Source organism: Vibrio tapetis subsp. tapetis (assembly GCF_900233005.1).
Classification (GTDB): Bacteria; Pseudomonadota; Gammaproteobacteria; order Enterobacterales; family Vibrionaceae; genus Vibrio; species Vibrio tapetis.
The window spans coordinates 1-23,002 of the sequence record NZ_LT960612.1 but is presented as its reverse complement, the minus strand read 5'-3'; the positions used below and the strand labels follow the sequence as shown (position 1 = coordinate 23,002).

General features: G+C 45.8%; 22 protein-coding genes. 15 read left to right on the top strand and 7 right to left on the bottom strand.

What is annotated here, in order from left to right; translation table 11 throughout:
• Nucleotides 1–219: 219 nt before the first annotated feature.
• From vapB to VTAP4600_RS17195, 15 genes are all read left to right on the top strand, one after another.
• On the top strand, nt 220–453 hold the full coding sequence (gene vapB, locus VTAP4600_RS17275) for a type II toxin-antitoxin system VapB family antitoxin (RefSeq protein ID WP_102524061.1): 234 nt from the start codon (nt 220–222) through the stop codon (nt 451–453).
• Nucleotides 446–868, top strand: a complete 423-nt coding sequence (locus VTAP4600_RS17270; RefSeq protein ID WP_231897961.1) for a type II toxin-antitoxin system VapC family toxin — start codon at nt 446–448, stop codon at nt 866–868. The genes vapB and VTAP4600_RS17270 overlap by 8 nt, the downstream gene beginning before the upstream one ends.
• 984 nt (nt 869–1,852) lie before the next feature.
• Nucleotides 1,853–2,317: a hypothetical protein gene (locus VTAP4600_RS17260; protein WP_102524059.1), complete on the top strand. Its 465-nt coding sequence runs from the start codon at nt 1,853–1,855 to the stop codon at nt 2,315–2,317.
• Between the two features lie 29 nt (nt 2,318–2,346).
• Nucleotides 2,347–2,565, top strand: a complete 219-nt coding sequence (locus VTAP4600_RS17255) for a hypothetical protein (RefSeq protein WP_102524058.1) — start codon at nt 2,347–2,349, stop codon at nt 2,563–2,565.
• Between the two features lie 10 nt (nt 2,566–2,575).
• Entirely contained in the window at nt 2,576–2,842 is a 267-nt protein-coding gene (locus VTAP4600_RS17250) for a hypothetical protein (protein ID WP_102524057.1), read from the top strand.
• A 122-nt stretch (nt 2,843–2,964) separates the two neighbouring features.
• Entirely contained in the window at nt 2,965–4,092 is a 1,128-nt protein-coding gene (locus VTAP4600_RS17245; RefSeq protein ID WP_102524056.1) for an HD domain-containing phosphohydrolase, read from the top strand.
• A gap of 383 nt (nt 4,093–4,475) precedes the next feature.
• Nucleotides 4,476–5,681: an N-acetyltransferase DgcN family protein gene (locus VTAP4600_RS17235; RefSeq protein WP_102524054.1), complete on the top strand. Its 1,206-nt coding sequence runs from the start codon at nt 4,476–4,478 to the stop codon at nt 5,679–5,681.
• Nucleotides 5,678–6,853, top strand: a complete 1,176-nt coding sequence (locus VTAP4600_RS17230; protein ID WP_102524053.1) for an alanine/ornithine racemase family PLP-dependent enzyme — start codon at nt 5,678–5,680, stop codon at nt 6,851–6,853. Before VTAP4600_RS17235 ends, VTAP4600_RS17230 begins: the two co-directional genes overlap by 4 nt.
• Nucleotides 6,768–7,145 carry a type II secretion system pilot lipoprotein GspS-beta gene (gene gspS2, locus VTAP4600_RS17225; protein WP_331813011.1) on the top strand — a complete coding sequence of 126 codons (378 nt, stop codon included), beginning with the start codon at nt 6,768–6,770 and terminating at the stop codon, nt 7,143–7,145. Before VTAP4600_RS17230 ends, gspS2 begins: the two co-directional genes overlap by 86 nt.
• 296 nt (nt 7,146–7,441) lie before the next feature.
• Complete coding sequence (locus VTAP4600_RS17220) at nt 7,442–7,651, top strand: hypothetical protein (protein WP_102524051.1); 210 nt, start codon at nt 7,442–7,444, stop codon at nt 7,649–7,651.
• A gap of 705 nt (nt 7,652–8,356) precedes the next feature.
• Entirely contained in the window at nt 8,357–8,701 is a 345-nt protein-coding gene (locus VTAP4600_RS17215; protein ID WP_102524050.1) for a hypothetical protein, read from the top strand.
• 23 nt (nt 8,702–8,724) lie between these two features.
• The gene (locus tag VTAP4600_RS17210; RefSeq protein ID WP_102524049.1) at nt 8,725–9,111 is read left to right on the top strand and encodes a DUF7659 family protein; all 387 of its coding nucleotides are present in this window, start codon (nt 8,725–8,727) and stop codon (nt 9,109–9,111) included.
• 83 nt (nt 9,112–9,194) lie between these two features.
• On the top strand, nt 9,195–9,530 hold the full coding sequence (locus VTAP4600_RS17205) for a type I restriction endonuclease subunit M (protein ID WP_102524048.1): 336 nt from the start codon (nt 9,195–9,197) through the stop codon (nt 9,528–9,530).
• A gap of 61 nt (nt 9,531–9,591) precedes the next feature.
• A complete protein-coding gene (locus VTAP4600_RS17200; protein ID WP_102524047.1) occupies nt 9,592–10,035 on the top strand; it encodes a lytic transglycosylase domain-containing protein in 444 nt (147 codons plus the stop codon).
• A 553-nt stretch (nt 10,036–10,588) separates the two neighbouring features.
• The gene (locus tag VTAP4600_RS17195; RefSeq protein WP_102524046.1) at nt 10,589–10,948 is read left to right on the top strand and encodes a hypothetical protein; all 360 of its coding nucleotides are present in this window, start codon (nt 10,589–10,591) and stop codon (nt 10,946–10,948) included.
• Nucleotides 10,949–10,966: 18 nt separating this feature from the next.
• Here VTAP4600_RS17195 and traI read toward each other — a convergent pair whose 3' ends face one another.
• The 7 genes from traI to VTAP4600_RS17155 form a co-directional block, all read right to left on the bottom strand.
• Nucleotides 10,967–16,756: a conjugative transfer relaxase/helicase TraI gene (gene traI / locus VTAP4600_RS17190; RefSeq protein WP_102524045.1), complete on the bottom strand. Its 5,790-nt coding sequence runs from the start codon at nt 16,754–16,756 to the stop codon at nt 10,967–10,969.
• A 140-nt stretch (nt 16,757–16,896) separates the two neighbouring features.
• Complete coding sequence (locus VTAP4600_RS17185; RefSeq protein ID WP_102524044.1) at nt 16,897–17,124, bottom strand: hypothetical protein; 228 nt, start codon at nt 17,122–17,124, stop codon at nt 16,897–16,899.
• Nucleotides 17,125–17,535: 411 nt separating this feature from the next.
• Nucleotides 17,536–19,635: a type IV conjugative transfer system coupling protein TraD gene (traD, locus tag VTAP4600_RS17175; RefSeq protein ID WP_102524042.1), complete on the bottom strand. Its 2,100-nt coding sequence runs from the start codon at nt 19,633–19,635 to the stop codon at nt 17,536–17,538.
• 557 nt (nt 19,636–20,192) lie between these two features.
• A complete protein-coding gene (locus tag VTAP4600_RS17170) occupies nt 20,193–20,420 on the bottom strand; it encodes a hypothetical protein (protein WP_102524041.1) in 228 nt (75 codons plus the stop codon).
• 24 nt (nt 20,421–20,444) lie between these two features.
• The gene (locus VTAP4600_RS17165) at nt 20,445–20,981 is read right to left on the bottom strand and encodes a hypothetical protein (protein WP_102524040.1); all 537 of its coding nucleotides are present in this window, start codon (nt 20,979–20,981) and stop codon (nt 20,445–20,447) included.
• Between the two features lie 89 nt (nt 20,982–21,070).
• The gene (locus VTAP4600_RS17160; protein ID WP_102524039.1) at nt 21,071–21,313 is read right to left on the bottom strand and encodes a hypothetical protein; all 243 of its coding nucleotides are present in this window, start codon (nt 21,311–21,313) and stop codon (nt 21,071–21,073) included.
• 36 nt (nt 21,314–21,349) lie between these two features.
• The gene (locus VTAP4600_RS17155; protein ID WP_145958592.1) at nt 21,350–21,976 is read right to left on the bottom strand and encodes a hypothetical protein; all 627 of its coding nucleotides are present in this window, start codon (nt 21,974–21,976) and stop codon (nt 21,350–21,352) included.
• Nucleotides 21,977–23,002 lie beyond the last annotated feature (1,026 nt).

Sequence of the window (23,002 nt, the reverse complement as noted above, 5' to 3'; positions counted from 1 at the left end):
TTTTAAAATGACCCGGCTTAATTAGAATGGGACAAGGCAGAAAGTCTTTATACCAAAGAAGTTTCTGGATCAGGTAAGACAGTTCAAACCATTCTTTAACAGTAACAGCCTATAAATTACGTATAAATTTATGTCTCAAGCCGCATTCAGTTGCTTGACATAGGCAGTGTGTTATTTACACTATTCATATGTCAAGCATATGCCAAATGAGAGTGTATTATGAGAACAGTGTCTATTTTCAAAAATGGTAAGAATCAAGCGGTTCGTCTACCAAAAGATTTTGAGTTTGATGGAGTTAATGAGCTTGAAATTCACAAGGAGGGGGATGTGATCACCTTGCGCCCAGCTCGTCCAGACTGGTTGTCATTTGGTGAGCAAGAAAAGCCCGATGAGGATTTCATGGCTAACCGTGAAGATGTGATTAAAGATGAAGGGCGATTCAATTTTGAATAAAAAAATCAACTACATGCTCGATACGTGTATTTGTTCATTCATTATGAGAGAACAACCTATCGCGGTATTGAAAATGTTACAGGATGTGGTTGGTAAACAACACCGAATCGTCATTTCCGCTATCACCTACCAAGAAATGCAGTACGGGTTATTAGGTAAAAAAGCTTCCCCTAAACATGCTGTGCTTGTTGCCGAATTTCTAAAGCGTGTTGATGAAATATTGCCTTGGGATAAAGTGGCAGTTGATGCAACAACCGAAGTAAAGCGCAGCCTAATGGCAAAAGGTACACCGATTGGTAATAACGATACGGCTATTGCTGGTCATGCCATCGCGACAGGTTGTGTGTTAGTCACCAATAACACGAGAGAGTTCCAGCGTGTCGAAGGGTTGAAACTGGAAGATTGGGTTCATTAGCAATTTCACCGTAAACCCTTGCCTGAAAAGAGCGCTGAGAAGTCACGGAGCGCAGATAATACTCGAGCGTTAGTGAGACTCTTCTTGCAAAGCCTGATGTTTTATCGGGCGTTCTCGCTTCGCTCGGTTCATTCCGTCGCTTCGCTCCTCCCACGATAACGGGTGCCACGGATATCGAGCAAAGCTCGATGTGGCATTCCGTTCCTGCGAACAATCACCCAACGCCTACGCTCACTTCGTTCGCTACGCCTCGTCATCCTTCCTCGTTGCCTTTCACTGCCTGTCATCAAGACAGAGTAAGGGCCGAGTTTTTTATGCGCCGATTTTCCTTTCTACTCGTTTCACCTTTCGGACTCGCAAGCTGTTGACCATGACCTTTCAGAACCCCAATAACAAGGGTATATGAACGCTTCGCGCCCTTGTTATTGAGAACCATGAAAGCCCGATGGACAGCTAAGCGGCTCCGAAAGGTGATACTCAAACAAAAAGGAAACTCCCCATGGCGCAACAAAACTCAACCCTGACTCTCTCTACATGCCATCCAGCGACCAGCGTCTCGTCGCTGGAGCACGAAAGCTCACCAAAACATGATGTCTCTTTGTCCGAGGGCGAAATGGGCTTCATTCTACTGATTGACTGCGATTCAAAGCAGATCTTAGCGCAGCGTGAAGGCGTAAATGATGAGGCGTCTTTTGAGGACCTAAAAACGTACGTGTGGAATCTCAACGAAGAGGTGGCCGTACAGTTTGTGGCGCAAACGGATCATGTTCATCCTACGAAATTCTTTTGTTCGCTACCTAAAGATGGCCTGGCTAAGTGTTACCTCAACCAGCCCAAGGGTAAGATCTGGTCTCCGTCGAGCAGTGTTTGGAAGGCCTGGCGGAGCAATGGGAAGAGAAGGACGAGACTATCGAACCATGGGATGCCTTTGAGAGAGAAGGTGACTAGATTGGCACGTCGGAATTCTAACTTGGGGATGCTGACATGAAACAACAATCAAACCGAGCGATAGATCCAGTGGCGCTTCGCTGCCAAGTGAAGGCGTTGCGTCAGTCGATAAAAGGAATGGAGGCACCACAGACGCCAACCGTACCATCACAGCGTCACGCGATTGTGCAGCGCGTACAACACCTGAAAATGTTCTGTCGCGGTAAGAGTCCTGAGCAATTGGATGATATCGCTCAATTAAAAGAACAAAGAGTTCGTGATACGATCAACATTCAGTTCCCCGGCATCGGACAGAAAAAGTTTCATCATCATGACTTATATGAGCTTTTACTGGATCTAGATAACAGTATCGGGCTTGGTGAGTGGCATTTACGAGAAAGCAGTGAGGAAGTCATTGTGTATGCCTCTTATGGCTCGGTCTTCCCTGGTTTACGTTTTCAAAAGCAGGGTGAGCGCTACCGCTGTCGTGGGTTCAACTTTGATATCCGACTTGTATCTTAACCGTAACCCTGCTTTTCATGGAGAAAAAAATGGAACAACCAATCCCCCCAATTTTTGTGACCGGTGCGTTGGTCTTAGCAAAAGTACGTCATGGTGATGATCGCCAACCCATCGTGATTCATATTGAGCGCACTCAGCTTAATCTCCCTTATTGGGGGGAAGGTATCGCGCGTAATAACGTACTAGAGAGCTTGTATCAAAAAGTGTTGAACAGTGTTTATACCCTCATCCATTGGATTAAAGAATAAGGAGCGTCCTATGAAAACGCCTACTCATTTTGCGGCACTTTCCGAGCTCACGGCTCGTGACTTTAAAAAACAAGCGGTGATCACACCCAAACGTCGATTTGGTATCTATGACGACGGCCAATCCAGTAATGTAATTAATTGGTCAAGCGAATACCAAACGCACATCTATTTGCGTTTAAACGTTTCTTGCGTTGATAAAAAGCCACATAACTTTGCGTCCAGTGTATCTGGAGCAGATCACTTTAACAATCAACAGGCCTCTAACCAAATCGTTTAAATTTATCCGGTATTAGTCGCACACTTTGGATTCGAATCGGAATTGAGCTGGCTCATTTATCTCTATTGGAACCATATCGATCTCGTCTATACTCTAAGTATGCAAACAAAAAAAGAACCAGCATGGATATCAATCTGTTACTTAAGAGTGAATACTTGACAAAGCACGACTTTTATCGAGATCTAATCGACTTATTTGTGCAGAAAGCTAACTCTCAGATAGGCTATCTGCATTTTTTTGACCCCGTAAAAAATGAGATTGAACTAAATGTCTGGTCGACTAGTGCTTTAGATCATTGCTATACAAGTCACGGAACTCATTATCCACTTGCATTAGCTGGTGTATGGGCAGATAGTATTCGAAATAGATGCCCTGTTATCCATAATCATCACAACATTAACGATCTAACTGCAGGTTCAATGCTTGGAGGGCATATGCCTGTCTGTCATCATTTTAGTGTGCCTGTGTTGAAATGTGGTCAAGTAGTTGCCGTGATCGGGGTCGGTAACTCTGAAACTGAGTATTGTGAAGGTTCTATTAAGAAATTTTGGCTCTGGGTTAATCAAGTTTGGTCAGATATTGAAAGTAAATCAAGTGAGGTTGATCTCGCTAGCCATGCTCACCGATATCTTTTTGAATCCCACACCCCGTATTCGGTATTAGTTGAGATGATCGAGGCGATCTCAAAAGCACTTGAAGTTCGTGATGAATACACTTCTTCTCATCAAAGAAACGTTGCGCACCTATGTGGACTAATTGCAGAAGATTTAAATATAGAAGCGCACCAAAAAGAAGGGCTACTCATCGGAGCACTCGTTCATGATATTGGGAAAATTGCTATTCCATTGCAAATACTTAATAAAACGGAAAAGCTCTTATCCGCAGAGTATAACCTTCTAAAAAGTCACTCAGAAGTCGGCTCAAGTATATTCAAACATGTCTCTTTTCCTTGGCCTGTAATCAATATTATTGAACAACATCATGAACGATTAAATGGCTCTGGTTACCCAAAGGGCTTGAAGGGGAGGCAAATTGTGATGGAAGCGCGTATCGTGGCTGTAGCTGATACATTTGACGCAATGGCAAGTGATAGGCCTTATAGAAAAGCTCTAGGTGCAACTAAGGCTATTGAAACTCTGATCGAAGGACGAAACAGTCTTTACGATGCTTACATAGTAGATGCATTTTTAAGGTGTTTTGAACAAGATGAAACTTTGGGCGGTAAGTATCCACCAGCAAGTTTCAGATAAAGTGTTCGATTTAAAAGCTATTGGATAACTTTTTGCTTGTTCGTATTAACTCATGATCGGTCAATACAGTTTTAAGGTTGTGATTGGTAAATGGACCTGAATTTTCATCTAGCTTAAGTAAGTAATTAAAGATCAATGGTGTCTTGTTACTTTTTTTGGTGAGACCGTTCAAAAAAAGGGGGGGGGGACTGAGTTGATTACCAGGCCAATAAATGGAAAATATTAAAACATGACTAATTAAGTTAAGAATACCGAACATAAAACGAATAAGTGTGTTAACGTGGCTTACTCCCTACCGCTTAGTAGGGACACCTTTTCTTTTCCGAACTCGCATCTCGGCACTCCTTAGTTGCCCTCCTAAGCCTTATGACAAGGCTTTAGTTATGTCAATTTCAAACCAGAAATTAAGAAATATTTTTCATTTAACACAAATTGAAAATGCTGAAATTAGTAACAACTCAGTGTCTCCCATTCCTTGGATGCCACTTTGCCATAAAGTTAATCCGGTCATACCCTCGGCGATTGTATATTGTGAAGGTAACTTCGGAAAAATTGATGGTAAGACCGCTAATGGTTTGGTGAGGCATTCGCAGAGTTATCGTATTTTGTCCGTTATTGACAGCTATTCTGCTGGTTTAGATTCCGGTGAAGTGCTTGATAAAAAAGTAAATGGCATACCTATCGTTGCTACTATTGAAGAAGCGATAATTCAAGCAGAAACAGTCCCTGATTATTTTATTTTTGGGATCGCTCCATCAAGTGGATTTCTATCTGACGTAGAGAAGAGCATCATTCTGGGCGCAATGTCTCTTAAAATGAATATCGTGAATGGATTACATGAGTTCCTCACGGACATCCCCCTATTTTTAGAAGCCAGCATAAAGAACAACGTCCGAATATTAGATATTCGCAAACCGAAGGGCAAAGACGAGCTGCAAACATTTAGCGGCGAAATACACAGTGTGAAGTGCCCAAGAATCGCGGTTATGGGTACCGATTGCGCATTAGGGAAGCGGACAACTGCAACAATATTAGCGAATGAATTGAGTAGAAAAGGCCTTAATGTTGTCATGATTGCTACTGGTCAAACAGGTATGATACAAGGAGCAAAATATTGCGTTGCACTTGATGCAGTCCCTTCGCAATTTTGTGCTGGAGAATTGGAGTCTGTCATCGTGAAAGCGTACGAAATGGAAAAACCGGATATTATTATTATCGAAGGTCAAGGGGCGTTGAGTCACCCTGCATTTTCTACTAGTTCTTTTATATTACGCGGAAGTTGCCCTACCAGTGTGATCTTACAGCACGCTCCTAAACGTTCACATCGGAGTGACTTCCCTAATATGCCGATGCCTTCAATTGCTTCAGAAATAAATCTTATAGAGGCATTCTCAAAGACCTCGGTTATCGGGTTAACGCTGAATCACGAAGGGATGTCTTCAGATGAGATACTTACAACAATGCATCACTATTCAAGTGAGTTTGGTCTCCCTGTTACTGATGCCTTGTCACAACCCATAGAACAGCTTCTTAACATCGTGTTGTCAGCGTATCCTCTAATAGCAAATAAACTGGTCGAAAAAGGGTGAAGTATCCTAGATTAGACATCGATTGTTCTAAAATTCATCACAACGCGCAACGCCTTATTTCTCAACTTTCTTTAAAAAATATATCAGTCACGCCTGTAACAAAAGTTTTTCTTGGTAACCCCATTATTGCTCAAGTCCTTGTTGATGCTGGAGCAGAAATGTTTGCGGACTCTCGAGTCGAAAATATCCAAAAAATGAGACAAGCGGGTATTTCTGTGCCCAAAATGTTGATCCGCACACCGATGCTTAGCCAAGCCGCAAGTGTTGTAAGGTGTTGTGAGATTAGTTTGAATACTGAGGTTACAGTTATTCAAAGGCTTTCCAATGTCGCAAAGCAATCTAATATCAACCATGGCATCATTATCATGGTCGAACTTGGCGATCTGAGAGAAGGCGTCATGCCAAATCGTGTGATTGCCTTTATCGATAAAATCATTTCTTTACCGAACATTATTATAAGAGGGATTGGGACAAATCTTGCCTGTCGGTATGGTGTCGCTCCAGACGACACCAAAATGGAGCTTCTTTCAAACTTAGCTAATGAAATCGAAGCAATATTTGGGATCAATCTCGATGTCATATCCGGGGGGAATTCGGCTTCAATACATTGGGCACTTAACTACACTGGTCGAACTAGAGTGAATAATCTACGTATAGGAGAAGCCATTTATTTGGGTTGTGAACCACTAACAAAAGATAAAATTGAAGGGTTATATACAGATGCGATTACCTTAACCGCTGAAGTTATCGAATCCAAGATAAAACCTTCTTTACCTTGTGGGGTTAGAGGGGGCAATGCCTTTGGGGAAAAAGAAAATATTTCTAATAAAGGTTCGGTCTCACAAATAATTCTCGCTTTAGGTCGTCAAGATGTCTGCGTGACTGGTTTAAGTGCTCCAGATGGAACAAAAATCGTTTCATCAACTAGTGACCATCTGATCATGGAAACATCTGGGGCACCGTTATTAGTTGGGCAAAAAATCGACTTCAATCTAGATTATAGTGCCCTTTTATCTTGTATGTCCTCAGCCCATATTCATCATTCTTACAATTCACTTAGCGATTTACTTCCCAAAAAAGAGATTAATGATACTGATGATAACTCGAAAACTAACCATACTATTCATCAGTGTTATTCTGAACGGCTGTCAGTCAAGCCAGACTCAAACTAGTGAACTGGCTGACTATAGAGCGACTATTATATCAAGCAAATTACCCAAAAAGATGGGCCCAATTACATTAGTTCAAGCAAAAGCAAATGAAAATACGGTCACTCTCATTTTTACTAAACAAAACAATATAGATATGGATAGTTTAGTAAAGCGTGTAGCAAATGTTTTTTGTAACGAGATTGAAACCAAGTATTTATTGAGCAGTGGGATCTCTTATCGAATTATAGCACTAGGTCAGAATAAAAAGGTCGAGAGCTTCAGTTTGATCTCTATAAAGGCCTGTCTTCATTGAATACGGGGGAGGATTATATAATGTAATGGTGACTTCAACATCTTTGTCTTCATCAATTTCATATGACTAAATAACACCGTTGAAGCATCATAACCTTCAGCACACTTAGCGCTAAAGCAAGGAGATTTTAATGAGAACAAAGCGCTGGAGCGTCTCGAGCAGACTAGGCAAGGTGTGGATATGACTTGGTATGACGCACTCGGTGAGAAAGAGCGCCTGCAAGTTTTCATTGCTCTCGAGAGTGAGGAAAAACATAAGCAAGTGGCGTTCGCCACGTCATTAAGCTAAGGACTTGTTTGAGTGGGGATAACCGCTCCACCCATGAGTTTCTTTATCAAGCGCTGGCATTTGATACGGCTCAGTACCGGCGGCCAACCACGGACAGCTTGATCAAACGCATCGGTAAAAATGCGCTGATTGATATTACCCTTCCTGTAATGTCAGAAACGTGGTTACAAAGCGCCCACTCGCTCAAGAAGAGTGATTTAGTTAAGCTTCTGGCTTAATGGGGGAGAAAAATCACTGACAGAGCCACAGAAGGCGCATTTCGCTCAGAGGGTGCGCGGTGGATTTTAATGCGCGCAATATGCAGTCCTGACAGACTGCCTACTTCCCAACCGCATGTGAGCATTGAGTCGTCTATGAATAAATGATTGCTCTCCATCACCAGAGGGAAAGCAAAAAGAAAGGCTCGTTAACACGAGAGGGCGTTGTCCCAGAGCATGTTGGTTTAGGTTTAGGTTTAGAGCGGGGCAGATAATACTTAAGCATCAGTGAGGCATTTTTGGTGAATATTACCGCAAAGCCTTACCGTTTCTGGGCGTTCTCGCTTCGCTCCGTTCATTCCGTCGCTTCGCTCCTCCCGCGATAACGCATGACACGAATATCGAGCAAAGCTCGATGTGCCATTGCGTTCCTGCGAACAATCACCCAACGCCTCCGCTCACTGCGTTCGCTACGCCTCGTCATTCTTCCTCGTTGCCTTTCACTGCCTGTCATTAAGACAGAGTAAGGGCCGAGTTTTTTATGCGCCGATTTTCCTTTCTACTCGCATCACCTTACGGACTCGCAAGCTGTTAACCATGACCTTTCAGAACCTCAATAACAAGGGTATATGAACGCTTCGCGCCCTTGTTATTGAGAACCATGAAAGCCCGATGGACAGCTAAGCGGCTCCGAAAGGTGATACTCAAACAAAAAGGAAACTCCCCATGGCGCAACAAAACTCAACCCTAACTCTCTCTACATGCCAAACAGCGACCAGCGTCTCGCCGCTGGAGCACGAAAGCTCACCAAAACATGATGTCTCTTTAGAGCAAAGCAAGAGTGCACCGCAAGGATTTTCGATTGCGCCTTGGAGTGACATTACAGCAGAAGAACTCAAGGCCGCAGGCTTTGTTCAGCGTGAGGCTCAGTACTTCCCGTTCACGCTGGCAGAGGTACGCGCCCTTATCATGCGCCAATTTCAAATCGGGACGTTAAGGGACTGTTTTGTTGTGCTGGATGTGTCTACGCCTTTTGAAACCCTTTATTCATTTGACCGTTGCCCGTTTTAATTAAGACAAGGAATAGTAAAACCATGAAATCGTTATCCCATTACATCCAAGATAAACAAACGCAAGCGTTTAATGACGCAGGGGCTTTTTTTGCTTTTTCTAATCAGCAGTTTGCCAAAGCAAAACAACAAGGCATTGAATACGTCTCAATAGGGGCTGGATTAATTTGTCCTACCGACAGAGCCAAACAATTAATTAACCGTCTCGCCACCATTAACCAAGAAGGAATTAAGCAAGACATCAAAGAAAATGGGAAAGACGCCATTATTCGCCGTGAGCTATTTAACTACGAATGCTTTTATAGCGGGGACATTATGGATTGCGTCGAAAACCTCACCGAGTACGGCTATTGCTTTGATGATGTTCATCAAGTCTATCGCCACATTTGCCAGACCGAAAACGTGTGTTAATCAGCCAATAAAAACGCATTGATATCGACGTCAATAAATATCAAGGCGCGACCCATTATATAATCTTAAAGGATAAGCCAATAATGAGCGAGTTAGAGTTTACAATAGAAAGAAAAAAAACGGAAGCAGAGCAGTATGTTTGCAGCGCGCAGTCTTTTGAATTGGGAACGGTGGTGATGACTCAAGGCGTAAAAATGTTATTGAGTGACAACATCGGAGCCAATTTGCGTATTTACTTAATGCGTCATCAAAACGGCGATTGGGGGGATATGCCAATAGAAGATAAAATTGCCAATGATGAAGCGACAAAAATAGGCGCTCGTATCATGTCAGGTTATCAAATTTGCAATCAAAGGATTTGGATTATTACCGAAGGCGATCGAAGTGTGACCACCGTATTATTCCCGTTCGAATACTAACGGCCATTATTTATCGTGTTATCATCCAGCCTTCGGGCTGGATGGTTAATAGAGGGGTAAAATGAATAAACTGTCCGTATTGATGTTATGGTTTCCTTTTCCCGTGTTCGCTTTTTGTTTTGATGAGGCTGGCAATCATTATAATGTGTCACCAGACTTACTCAGAGCCATTGCAACCGTTGAAAGTAACTTAAACCCTAATGCTATCAATGAAAATAAAAATAACGTCGGTGAGGTCGTGAGCCGCGATTATGGCCTAATGCAAATTAACTCAATCTGGTTCGACAAGCTTTCGGATTTTAATGTGAATGATCAGAATGTTTATGATCCGTGTTTTAACGTGTCATTAGGTGCGTGGGTATTAAGCGCGAACTTTGCCAGTCACGGTTATAACTGGAACAGCGTGGGGGCATATAACGCAGGGTTTTCCAAACGTACCGAAACCGCCAGAAAAATATACATCCAAAAAGTCCAATCTGTTTATTATTCGCAAAACGTAAAATAACCCGCATCGCACCACTCTGGTGCAATGCGCTTTGCCGTCCAACGTTCTCATTCCTCTTTGCTCTTGCCTGTTCGTCCTTTCTGCATCCCCGATTCAGTCGCCATGGGTTCGCCTTGGTTTTATTTCCTCAAGTTCTACCCACTCAAGCTGATGAAGCCGCCCCGACTTTTTACTTTCTTTGAAAGTTACCACACACCACGGCGCATTGATTTCAATGCGAATGGTTGTCTGTCAAAAATATAAAAGCACTAAAAACAATATTTTAAATTGATTTATGGTTCGTCTATGTAAGTAAGAAAAATTCCCAAAATCTCCACTAATTAGCCGCTGAAATCGTATTTGAAAATGCGGTAACTGTATTTGATCTCCATTTAGCTAAGCTGTGGTAAGGCTTACAGGCTATTTGATTTGAAAGTGATTACGATTGTATTTGATTTCCATTTAGCCCTTTTCCGAATTGGTTTGTGAGTGATATTGATGTTATGATGATATGGATTTGTATTTGCTTGTTAATTGAATCATATTAACGAAATCTGAAGGGAAAAATATAAAAATGGCCAGAAGCACGGTATTACAAGCAACGATAAAAGGGACGTTAGAGCAGGATTTTCGTCAGTTTCAAAAACGAGAGCGCCTGACGGATGCGGATGCCGTTCGAGATCTTTTGTCGTTGGCACTGCGCATTAAGTTGAGCGATAGTGAGGATGATAGGCCATCGAACCGTGAGTTAATGGAAGAGATTTATCGTGTGGTTCGAAGTGGTTCGGCGATCAATGATGTTATTCATGGACAAACCTTTGACGGGGAAAAGTTATATCGTGAACAAAAAGAATCGAAACCCGTGAGACAGCAGATCAAAGCGGATATTGATAATAAAGTGGAGTCCTATCTTGCAGGCGAAAAAAAAGGGTAGCCCTATGGCTACCCTCTATTATCGCTCTAACTCTCTGTCTATTTCTCTGCTCTCCCAGTCGTTCTCTTTCTCTGGATGATTAAAAGCCATCTCGTGTTGAGGCGACGGCGCTTTGTTTTCAAAGTGTTCAAGGGATTGACTGTCCCGTTCTTTTTTCTCATCCAGGTTCAGAGTGTCTAATGCTCTTTCTTGATGAGTGGGATGGGCTTCGCTTAATTCGATATCATGCGCGCGGTTATCGCGGTCTAATTTATCTATGCAGGTTTTAATGTCCTCCTTTAAATGGTCGTCTGACATGAATTGAATGTCTCGACCATTAAAGTTCTCAACAATCTTCTCGATGTTGTTCGGGTTTAAATCGTGGTTGCCTTGGTTTAAGACAATAATGACATTCTGTCTTAATTCATCCGTGGGTATATTTTGAATGTCGTTCTTGTGGTTGACGTTAATAATGTCCATTTGGCCTTGAGTGTGCTCGCGTATTAAAAACGAGTTTTCAATCGACGTGCTGATGAGGGTGGTGTTTACATGCTCCCCTTGATGGAAGGTCGTTAATTGTTTGGATTTTGTCCCCAGCGTTCTTGGGTTAATGTCTAAGGCGCTGTCTTTATTTCCCTGATGGTCAAGGTAGATCACCTCAATGGCTTTGGTTTCGCCTTGTTTGTTGTGAATATTGGTAACCATGGCCGGATGGAAGAGTTTGTCTTCAGACGAGTAAACCGCCGGGTGGAATTTAACCTGATCATTGTGGGTGTGATTTACCCCAAGTTTGTTTAAGTAAGTTTGGGCCAGTGTGTTATCAATAGGTTTACTTTGACTGATGTATTCTTTGGCTCTCTCTTCAAATTGCGCAATATGCTTTGGCGTGGTATTGAGCAATTTATCATGTTTGCTGTTTTCCTCCAGTTGGTATTTGCTTGGCTCATTTAACAGGTTATTGGCTTCCGTCATGGCCTCTTTATAGCCCATGTCTTTGTGGCTCATGATGAGGTTAATCAGCGAGCCTTTCTCGCCCGTGGTGTAGTCTTTAAAATAACCACGATGCTCGCCTGTTAGGGTCACTTTAATGGCGGATTTGCCAATGCCAAAGGTTAAATAGTCGCGGTCGGATTTGGACTGGTTGGGCTTGCCTAATAAGTGCATGGCTAGGCTTTCGGTGTATTTCGGGAGTTGTGTATTGATGTGCTCCTTAAAGGTGTTGTAGTCAAAGTCACCGCTTTTATTTTGGAAGCGAACGTCCTCATGGGGCAGGGCGTTGCGGTTAAAGTAAGTGGTGTCTTGGGGTGGGGTTTGGTTGGCGGTTTCTATCGCGCTAGCTTTATGGCTTTCTTTGGATAACCAGCTTTTGAGCAGGTGTGTTGTGTTATCGGTATAGAGCCTCACGTGCTGGCTGGCGCGCGTGACATCAATGCCAGCACGTCTTAGGTTGGTTAATGCGCCTTTGCTTTTGATGGCCGTAATGACGTGTGGGTACGTGGCCCCTTGCGCCATATCCGCGGTTCGGCTGTAAGCGTAATCCCAATGACTGTCTGTTAACTCATTCGGGTTGATGGTGAGCGTTTGGCCACTTTTTGATTGCGCGATGATGCTGTCCGGGCTTGCTTGGGTGATGCGGTACTCCACATTGGCTTTGATGTCGCGGCTTTTGTCGGTAAAGCGAGTGACAATCTTATCGCCTGTTGAGAGTGGTTTTTCTGATACAGAGAAAAGCGTCGTGAAACGATGGTCACGGTTACGCGGTAAGAACGGCTTTGTCTTGCCTGTGCTGGCGTCTTCAAGCGTCACCACACCGTGCTCCGAATCCACGTGGGTAATGGTGGCGTACTCACCGGGCTTGGTGCTCAGCACTAAGCCTTTTTGATACGGCATCATGGTGGTGAGCTCTTCACCGGTGGCGCCGATGGAGCGCAATCTCGTGGCGACAATGTTCTCTTTGCCGATTTCCTTGTTTTTCATTAAGCCAACCCGGAGGTAGGCCGTGATGTCATCACGCTCTTGGTTGGTGTAGGCGATGATGAGCGTGTTTTCGCGGGTTTCAGGTGTGCGCGCTAGATAATCCTTTGCTACGACAAAGGGCAGCTTTTCAGTCGCTTCTAATTGCGCTTGGCGTCGGTCTTTATTGTTTTCATCCAGCGTAGAGATGACATGTTGGTGATTGCCTTGCGCGTCAGGCGCTTGGCGTTGGAGTTTGTCCAAGGCGCTTTCGGGCTGCTTATCAATGGTGTTTTGCGCGGCATTGAGTAGGGTGTCGTTTTGCTGACGAATGATGTCGGTCATGTAAGCGGTATCGAGGCGACCTTGACGCATGGCCAGCTCAAAGGGTTTACCGGCGCTTAAAGATAACAACTGCTCTTTATCCCCTAACAGTACGGCTTTGGATTGACTGGCATTGACCAGCGCCGTGAATTCATCGGCTTGTTTGTTGCTGACCATGGAGCTTTCATCGAGAAAGAACAAAGTGCCTTGATAGTCACTGGCTTGGTGGTTGCCTTGTCGGACGTCGCTGAGTAGGCTCTCTAGGCTTTGCGCTTTCACGCCCTTGCTTTCCAGCTCAGAAACGGCGGCGTGAGTGGGGGCAAGACCAATGACGTTTTGCTCGGGTTGTTGGCTGACTTGTTTTGCTAACTGGATAAGTTCAATGTTGGACTCGAGCATAGTGGATTTCCCCGTACCGGCTAAGCCCTGAATGGCGACAAAGCTGTCTTGGGTGGTTGAAATCAGGGTAAGGCTGCCTTGTTGTCCTTGAGTGAGGCGAGGCTGGGTCTCAAGAAAGGCTTGCACCTGCTTGGTTGTCGAAAAAGGCGGATGTTGGCCCTTGCCATCGGTGATGTTTTGCAAGATGCGTTTTTCAGTCTCCAGCGCAGCGTGTGTTGTCCAGCGCGTGCCGTCACTGTACTCCGCTGAAAGGGTGTCACGTCGCTTGGTAAGCTCCGTGTCAATCTGGTCTTTGGTAATAACGCCACCGGCTTCTTCAAAGGCGTAGCGTACCGCCTCCACCACTAACGCTTTTTGGCTAAATCCCGCTTCACGCTCAGATAAATGATTTAAGGCAAAGCTGACCGCTTTTTCAATCAGTGGGGCGTTTTGCGCTTTTGCCAAGGCGGAAAGCGCCTGACTGACGTCTTGTGTTAACAAGGCTTGGGTGGCGCCGCTTAGGTAGCGGTCGTTGACGTTTTGCGTGTGCAAGACGCGCTCAATGGCTGACGGGGAGACCTGCTCTTTTTCTAGGGCGCTTTGGGCTTTGTTTGGCTTGTCGGTGAAGACATCAAGGCGCGCTGTTTTTTCGGTCAGGTCGTTTATCAGGGGTTTAGACAGAGTAAACGCTTTTCCTGACAGTAAAGTATGGGCTTTTTGTTCAATATGGTTGGCGCCGTGAACGTAATCGTATTGCAGGGGTGCGTCTTTTAGACTCTCTAGGCGTAGGTGTTGTGACTTACCTTGACTATCACCTTGATTCTCCAGTGTGATGTGTTCTTTATTCACGCTAGTGACAAGGTAACTTTGGTTGCCCTCTAAGCCAGAAGGAAAGTGCTTACCCAGTGTGCGAAGGCGTTCGCCTTGGGCGATGTTGAGACTTTGCGGTTTATTGATTTGCATCTTCATATTCTTAAAGGCGCGACTGGACGGGTCAAAGCGGTGTGACTGTCCATCGCGTTTGCTGAGTGCGGTCATGGTGTTGCTCTCTTTGTCGATACTGGCGATGACAAAACTCTGAGGTTTGTTTTTCTCCCAATGGGTGAGGGTCATGCCGGGTTTGTAGTGTTGGACAAGCGGTTGCTGCGCTTTGGAGAGAGAGTGAGGGGTTTGAGTGAATAGGGTGGTTTCATGACGAGAGAGGGCGCCGGTGTTTTTTAACTGCCCTCGTATTGCTTCGGTTAATCGCCGCTGCTCGACGCCGGAGGTGGCAATCACTTGGGTGTTGGCTTTGTCCGGCAAGTCAGCATAGACCCTTGCTATCCTATCGGTGTCGTTGTCATGCAGCTTGATGTCGGTGGGGGCGCTTTTCCCACCCGCCCATGTATGACGCTCTACGTTGCCTTTGCGGTACAGTTCAATGGCGTTGTTGGCTTTAAAGCCTTGACGACTGGAGACGCGGTTCAGCATCACCACCTTGGTGTTGGATTGCTTGGCTTGGTTGGTGAGACTCATCAGCTCCTTAGCGCTCATCTTATTGGCGTCGTCGATGAGCAAGATGTCTTTGTTGGTGAACGGCGTTGCGCCCTGGAGCAAGCTTTGGGTAGTGTGGCGCTGCTCAGGTGAAAAGTGATGGGCTATCCATGCGCCTAAGGTGTGGCTGTGGCGCTGAATATTCTCCACGCCTTCTGATTTGGCTTTGGCGGTTTGGGAGACGAACTGAACCCGTTTGCCGCTGTGGTTGCCGACATTAAGCAGTTGCTGCGCGATACCTTGTGATGAGCCATGCACATTGACGACATGAAACTGCTTGGTGGACTGAAATAGGTCGGTGAGCTTTTGTTGCTGGTTGGCTGGAATATCAAGGCGATGTAAGAGCGAGGGGTCAACGTGGGTGCGCATGTGGTGCGCCCGTCCTTGGGTGCTTTTCATGAGTGAGTGCTCATTATCAATCAGGGTTTGGGTGGTGTATTGCCCTTTATCGGCTAAAGGAATAAGCGCGCCCTCTTTTATCTGTTGGTCTAGGATGGTTTTAAGCTCAATCGCATTGGCTTGAACGCCTCCTTTGGTAAAATCAGACGCGGCAAGTTCAATGATTTTTTCTAGGTGTAATGCGGTGCTGTATTGACCCAAATGGTCAATGGCTCTATGAATGGCAGCTTTCGTATCATCTGGCGTAATCCCATCTTGTGATGTCTTGGCTTGCTGCGCCATTCCCACTAACTCAGACGGCTCATAGCCTTGCGTGTGTACTTTGGTTTGCCACTGATTATTGAGGCTTTCATTACTCTGATAGGTTTTGCTTTTACGTGTATCGAGGTTGGCGACGTCTTTTGCCGCGCGTGAATCAAAGCCTAAGTCTAGGGTGCGTTGGTCAATTTGCTGTTTGCGAGTCGATGAGGCTTCAATAATGGGTTGAGGGACACCGCTGACTTCGAACTGACCGTTACCGACGCCTCGCGTGGAATAACCAAGGGCTTGTACGTCTTTAGCAAGCTGGCTTTGGTATAAGATACCGTAGTATTTTTGGAAGTTGTAAATGCGTTCGCCTGTGCCGTTAATGACACCGCCTTTTTGTTTTAGGCTGGTTGATAAAGCCCGTAAATCACCTTCTTGGTCTCGCGTCATGTTTGCCGCTAGAGCGTGAGAGTGGACTTGTGGGTCATTTTCACGGCTGGTCTTATGGCGCACGACCGCAAATAGCATCGAATCCGTATTTTCGTATTCTTGGATCCCTTTTTCATGAGTGACTTTGACTTGTGCCACGTCTTTTTCAAGCTCTGTTAAAGCAAATTTGACGGCGTTGTTATGCGCTTCAATGAGACGGGCATCTCCTCCAACAAGCGCAAGAACGCTGATGGTTTTAGGAGCCGAAAAGGTCAGATCGAAGCCTGATTTGTGATTTTCCCGTTTCCCTTTAATGGTTTCATCGCCTAGGTTGCCTGAGAGTACCGATTCTAAGGTCGGTTGGTCTACGGCTTTGCCTGCCAGTCCCGCTTCGATGGCGAGCTTGCCATGCCAAAAGGTGTTCTCCTCTTGGTCTTTTTCTTTGAGGTAGTAATTGTCACCGGCGTCTTTTTCTAACGAGAGATCCGGTGAGTCTTTTGGGTTTTCTTCGCTAAGGTAATATTTGGCAGCGCCAGAGGCGGATTTTAATGGGCTAATAGAAAGCATGAGTATTTTCCTTATGCAACGCAAATCGCCGCTAGCAGCAAAGCTGAGCGGTGAGTCGGTCGGTAAAATGTGTGAAATGGCGCGTTTTGGCTGCGTGGCGTAAAAAAGCCTTGCGATGGCAAGGCTTGGTGTTGGAGTGATTAATCGGCGGACGTGCAAGGGGTCAAGGTATACCCTCGGTGGTTGGTTCGTCGAATGAGCTTTAATGCGGCTTCATGTGTCAATGTCAGGTGTCGCCAGTCATTGCCATCGAGCATATCAAGCACGAATAAGGCTTTTGCTTGGCTCTCTTTTTGAGATGATGCAGGACGGGGCTGATGTTGACTTTGGATTTTTTGTTGGTGTTTGTGGTGTTTTTTCGGCTTCATGTGGCCTCCCATGCAAAGCAGGAATGAAAAAAGACAAGGGATAGGATACGCGATGTGGAGTAGAAAAAAACGACGCCAAGTGGCGTCGTTAAATGGAGCAAGGTTGGGGAGTTATGTTCAGCCACCCCAAAAGTACACTGGAAGCAATGTGAGCAATGTTGCGTCAAATTACCTGCAAATAGTAATCATTATCATTTGGTGTGTCAATGATTATTCAAATGTGTCCCATAATTGGTGAAAAGCTTGCTCGTCCAGTAAGTCCTCAATGCGCCGCCGCACTTTGTGTTCACTTTTTTTTCTTCTGATAAGGGTTTGATGGGAGACTCACTGTGGTCCGATTTGGATTTAATGGTCATGCGTTGATGGTCTTGTAAGGGGGTTTTTGCCATATTAAGAACCTTAATCGTATTATTAATCGTAAGCATCCGTGATTTCAATATCTTGAGATATCGTAGACTCTTCAAGCTCTGCCTGAGCGCGCTCTTGATAGTCACTCTCGGCGTTGAGCTTAGCGGCTTCTTCGCTTGCGAGATGTTTGACCGCGTCGCTTTGGGTGGCCGCTTTGATTTGGTCGGTCTCAAGCGTCATCTCTTCGGGGGTATCAAACTGCTTTGATTGCCTTTTCGCCAGTACATCCCGGTCCTCTTCACTAAGAAACAGTCCAGGGGCTACGCATTCACAATACACCGCTTCTTGATACGCCCGTATCATCGCAGGCGAGAACGTATAATCTCGCTTGATGAACGCGGGCGTTACATCGCGTCTCTTATCAAAGTGTAAATCCAGTTGAGTGATGAAGCTGCTACCGGGGACGCGTAAGTAACATTGTAAATCATCCATGGCTTGTATTTCACTGCTCGACACCACCGGGCGAGTCACGGTCTGATGTCCAATGGAGACCCCGTCACGCAAGGCGTTTGCACCATAAGAGATGTTTTCTCTCGATACGTCCACTTCTTGCTCCCCTAAATCTTTGGATGAAATCTGCGCCATTTGTGCCGACGGTGCGCGAAAATAGAAGCGGGTGTTGAGCAAATCAAAAATCACATCCGCGGTGTTTTTGCCGTAAGTCTTAACCAATTGAGCGTAAGACTGGAGACCAATCACATAGCACCCCCCAAATTTACGCACCTCTGAGATGATGTTATCCAGCTCTGGCAGTTTATGTAAACTCGGCATCTCATCCATGATGACCCAAATACGCCGGTTGTCATCGGCCTTCAAGCCCAAAATAGCATTGGAAGCGATGGTAAGCCATGTTGAGATGAGCGGACGCAATGAGGGGTGTTGCTGCGCATTACTGGATAAGAACAAAAAGCCTTTTTGTTTGTCATCTTGTACCCAGTCGGTAATAGAAAACGGTTTGCGTTTGTGTTTGCCTTTGGCGTCTTTGTCATCCAATCCATCTAAAAAACGCAGACTTTTTATGTAGGTGGCCAGCACCGACTTGATGGAGATGGCGGTCTTTTTGATGTCCTTGGAGACCAGTGAGGCCGATTCGGTTCCTTGTAAGAAATTGCCCAGCGTTTCAAGCTCAGAGGTTAAAATGAGGCTGAGTAATCGGGCGGTTGAGCACGGTTTGTCGTCTTGGCTCATTTGATACGCGGCGCTGGAGAAGATGGTGCGCGCGGAATCCACCCAGAATGGGTCGCCTTCGCCGTGTTGGGGAATGAGCGCGTTAGCGATGTTCTCAAAATCAGGGGCATCCTTCGCGTCACACCACACATCCCAGTTGGCACAACGTTCATCAAACGGGTTAAGCAGTGTGTCTTGGCTTGGGTCAAAGAACTTACTGGTGAAGGTGCAGCCTTTATCGTAAACAATGGCCTTATCCCCACGCTTGCGTATCCAGGTTAAAAGCTTTCTCAGCAACACGGATTTACCGGCCCCCGTAGTACCATCGGCGAGTAGGTGCTGCACCTCAAATTCGTGTTTAAACAACGCAAGCCCATCGACCTTAAAATCCGAGATACGCCCGTTACCGACGCCTTGCTTTTTCAGCTTTTTGGCCCGCAATTTTAAATCTTGGGTCAGTCGTTTAGGCTCCGCGTATTGATAGCCCCGAACATGAAAGTCTTCACTTTGCTTTTCCCCTTGTCGTCTGAAAAAGCGCATGGCGAGCATCCAGAGCACAAAAATCAGTCCGATGGTGAGCAAGAAGTTGATTTGTATTTGCTGGATAACCTCATCATACAGGTTAATGAGTTGGGTGTTGTTCAATTGAGAGGCAAGCGTGCCGACGTAGCGCTTCCCACTCCATAGGGTGGTGACTTCGCTGTTGAGGTCGTGGCCTAAACTGGCATAAAGCCGATTACGCCAGTAATAGAAGATGGACCAAAAGGCGTTATCCGGCGCTCTGAGCCAGGTCATCAAGCCGGTTAAGGCAATCACCGACCAAATGGCGGCGGTGACTAAGGTGTTGTTGACTTGGAAGAACATCCGAATGGAGTGAAAGGTAATTTGTCCGCTACGGGTAAAGTGATTCCCTTTGGCTCGCGTGGGTCTAGGCATAATGAGTTCCTTAAATGAGGGCGGTTGAAAAACAATCAGGGAGTGTGGTAGTTTGATTTGGCTTAGACGATAAAAAGGGGAGCAGAGTTAGACGTAACCTGCAAACTAATGATTTCATCGTTTGAGTTTTTGAAAATAACATCGGTAAACGAAATGCCCTCCTTGATGAGGGCATTTTTATGCGTGAAATCAATGGATTTTTTCGATATGATTTTTAGGCTGATTGGTGTCACGAGACACGGAGGTTTTCCTTGGGGATAAGGCGTGATGGACGATGGGAGCTGATATACCTTGTTCGTCTTCACCAAGCAGCACACCATCGCCAAAGGGTATGAGTGATTGGCTTCTACGTCATCGTTTTTTTATTGGCAAATGGTGAGATTTTGCGTAAAGTGTTGACTCGTTTGTTTCGGGCAAGCGAAATAAGTCAACATTAATGCTCTATGTGACTTTTGTGTGATCTTATGAGTGAAAGCCCCACGCCACTTCATGCGTGGGTTTTTTTTGTGAGAAAGACGCCGATGAGGTAAGGGGCGCGCTCCCTTGATTTTATGTGGTCAATGCAAGTCATGAGTCCCTATGCCGAATGTCATCTCCAGCTCAAGTAACACCACGGTTTCAAGCGGTAAGCCCGTTATGGCCACCACTAAATCCATCGGCATCCATTCATCCAGCATCCACTTTGCTACATCGGTTTGAGATTGTGTCGTGCGGGCAAATCGAGACTCAACTAACGCCACACTGCTTGTATCGAGCTTGAGTTTTTCTTGCCAATTCGTATCCATTTTGTGCTCTTCGCTTTCTTGAGGTTAATATTTCCAGCCATTAAGCTGCAATGATTTTGGAATGGGCGCGTAACAAGGGTATTCGGTTTGCAGGCCGTACTCTAGTATCGTTTTAGTAGAAACCCCAAAAGCGGCGGCATAGTTACCTTGCCTAAACCCTTGCGCGTCATTCTTGGCCGTTTTATCCAGTACCGTCCAAATCATCTCTGTCACAAACTCAGGGTTGCGTTTGGGGTGCATGGCCATGGTGTCACGCATGCAAAACCAGTGGTTGCCCCCTAAGTCGTTTTGGCGATTGACGCTGCCCAGATACGCCGCTTGAAGCCCGTCTAAATAAGCGTTCAGCCTCATGCTTTCAACGGTGTCCGTCTCATCAATGTGCATCAAGAAGTAAGGGAGCTTGGTGATGTCAGGTAGATCTTGAGCAAACGGTCTTTTATTTATTACCGAAAGCTCGTACTGCTCATGTATCTCACTTAGCAGTTGAGTGAGTTCAGGAGAGTGCGTTTGAGCTTGCGCACTCGCACAAGTAAACAGCAGTAACGCAAGAAAATGTTTCATGGCGATGTCCTTTAATTGTGAGACTCAATACCTGATCATAATACCAGTATTTAAGCGGTGCATAAAGCTATTTTTATGCACCTCGATCACTATTGTTGTGTTGGGTTTTTGGTGTAAGCTGGCGCCGTAGGATACGCCTGGTCTGAGCTGACGTACTCCGTCCTTTCGGGGTTAAGCTCTGCCTCGACTTGGGGTTTGATGCGGATATCAATCATCGACTCAAGCGGCGCGATGTCTTGTTGCGCGCGCTCTTGCTGGTTATAAACGCTCTCTTTTGTGCCCTCAAAATACTCATCGTTGTACAAGGCGCCGGTTTGTTTGGCGCTAAGCACCGCCTCAGTGGTGGCCTCAAATGCCGATTGCGACCGCTACCCCTCTTTATCCATTAACCCGCGTTGGCCGCGGCTCAGCGCAGGTTTCTCTCCTTCTTGGGTTGCATCGGTTTGGTAGTCGTTATTCATCTTTGAAATTTTAGTGCCGTTATCGCCCTCAAAGCCCGCTATTGAGGCGAAGGCTTCGGTGCGCACATATTCTTGCCAATTCTTTTTCGCGTCGGCGATGTCTTCCGGCTGGAAGGCGGTCATGAGGCGTTTGACTTCCGGTTCCTCTAGTCTTTGGGTTTTTTCTAAGTAATTCTGGAATCCTTGGATGGCGTTGGCGGAGAAGCTGGACGAGCCAGAGTCTAAGCGCGTTTGGGTTTCTGACAAGGCCTCCAATTGCGATTGACTGTTCATGGCGCTGGTTGTTAAGGATTGGGTGTTTTGCATGTTTAAGGCAAAGTCGTGCGCGTATTGCTCCACATCGCTGCGCGTGTCTTTATGGTCAATTTGTGAGGCGGCGTTAGCAACCGTGGTGGCGCCTTCGCTGTATTGCTGCGTGGCTTGCTCAAGTTGCTGTTGCTGCTCTGCGCTCATGTTTGAGTAAGCAGTGCGCTGTTCGTCTGAGAATTTCACCCCACCGTTGACGCCCAAACTGAAGGGGGAAGGGCCACCCATGCCGCTCTTTCCACCCAGGACAAAACCGGCGCCCGCGCCTCCTTCTAGTGCTCTGTAAGTACGCCCAACATTGATCTTTGGGCCCGGGGTATTTATGAAACACATTCTCACTGGTCGATTGCAGGTTATTAAGGGCCTCACTCAGTTGAGAGCTCACCCCATTTGATTCCCCCTCACCGGGTGAGAATGTCTAAATGAGGTTATGATTACTTCACTACCTGCGATCCATGCCCGCTTTCAGAGTTTGGGCGAGATGCTTGGTTCTTAGGTCTAGCGCTTGTCGCACAATGCTACGCGAGATATGCGGCGTTTCAAGAAAACAGGGGAAGAGCATTTGATATCATGTTGACCGGGGATGTTCTTATCAACAAGTAATAAGTTAGGCATCCCCCTGTTTCCAGCGGTGCCCATTTAGCCATATCTAACACCGAAGAACGAAGGCCCTCTACGGGGTGATTGTTTTAGACAAAAGAACCGGGTAAAATAAAAATTTTAAAACCGGCCGCGGAGGGCTCACCCCCTCACCCGAAAAAATGTTTCATTTAACAGCCCCCCCCAGGGAGACTTCATGGGCGCTTGGAGTGGGAAAACGTTAAGGGAAAAAAAAAGACCTCTCAATAACTAGACCTTCAAAAGCCGAGTTTTCCTTTTAAAACAAAAACCACCAATTAAAAAAAAGACAACAAATTTCCCACCCCCCACACGCCCAAAATAAAAACCAAGTAAAAAAAAAAGGGGGGAGTAGAGGGGAAAAAATTGTTTTTTCTACCTTTTTTACCCCCCCCCGTGAAATCAAAGAACACCAAAACGAGCTATGTTTAAATAAACACCCCCGACAACCCCCCCCAAAAAAAAAAAAAAAGGGAAAAAAACACAAAGGGTCCCCCTTTTTGTGTGGTGGGGTTGGTTGGGTTGGTGCGGGTTTACTGTGAGGAGGGAGGTTTGTGAGGGGGAAAAGAAACCCCCGCCTCTCCCCCACCCCCACAATCTCTCCCTCTCTTCCCTTCAACACTCACCCCACCCCCC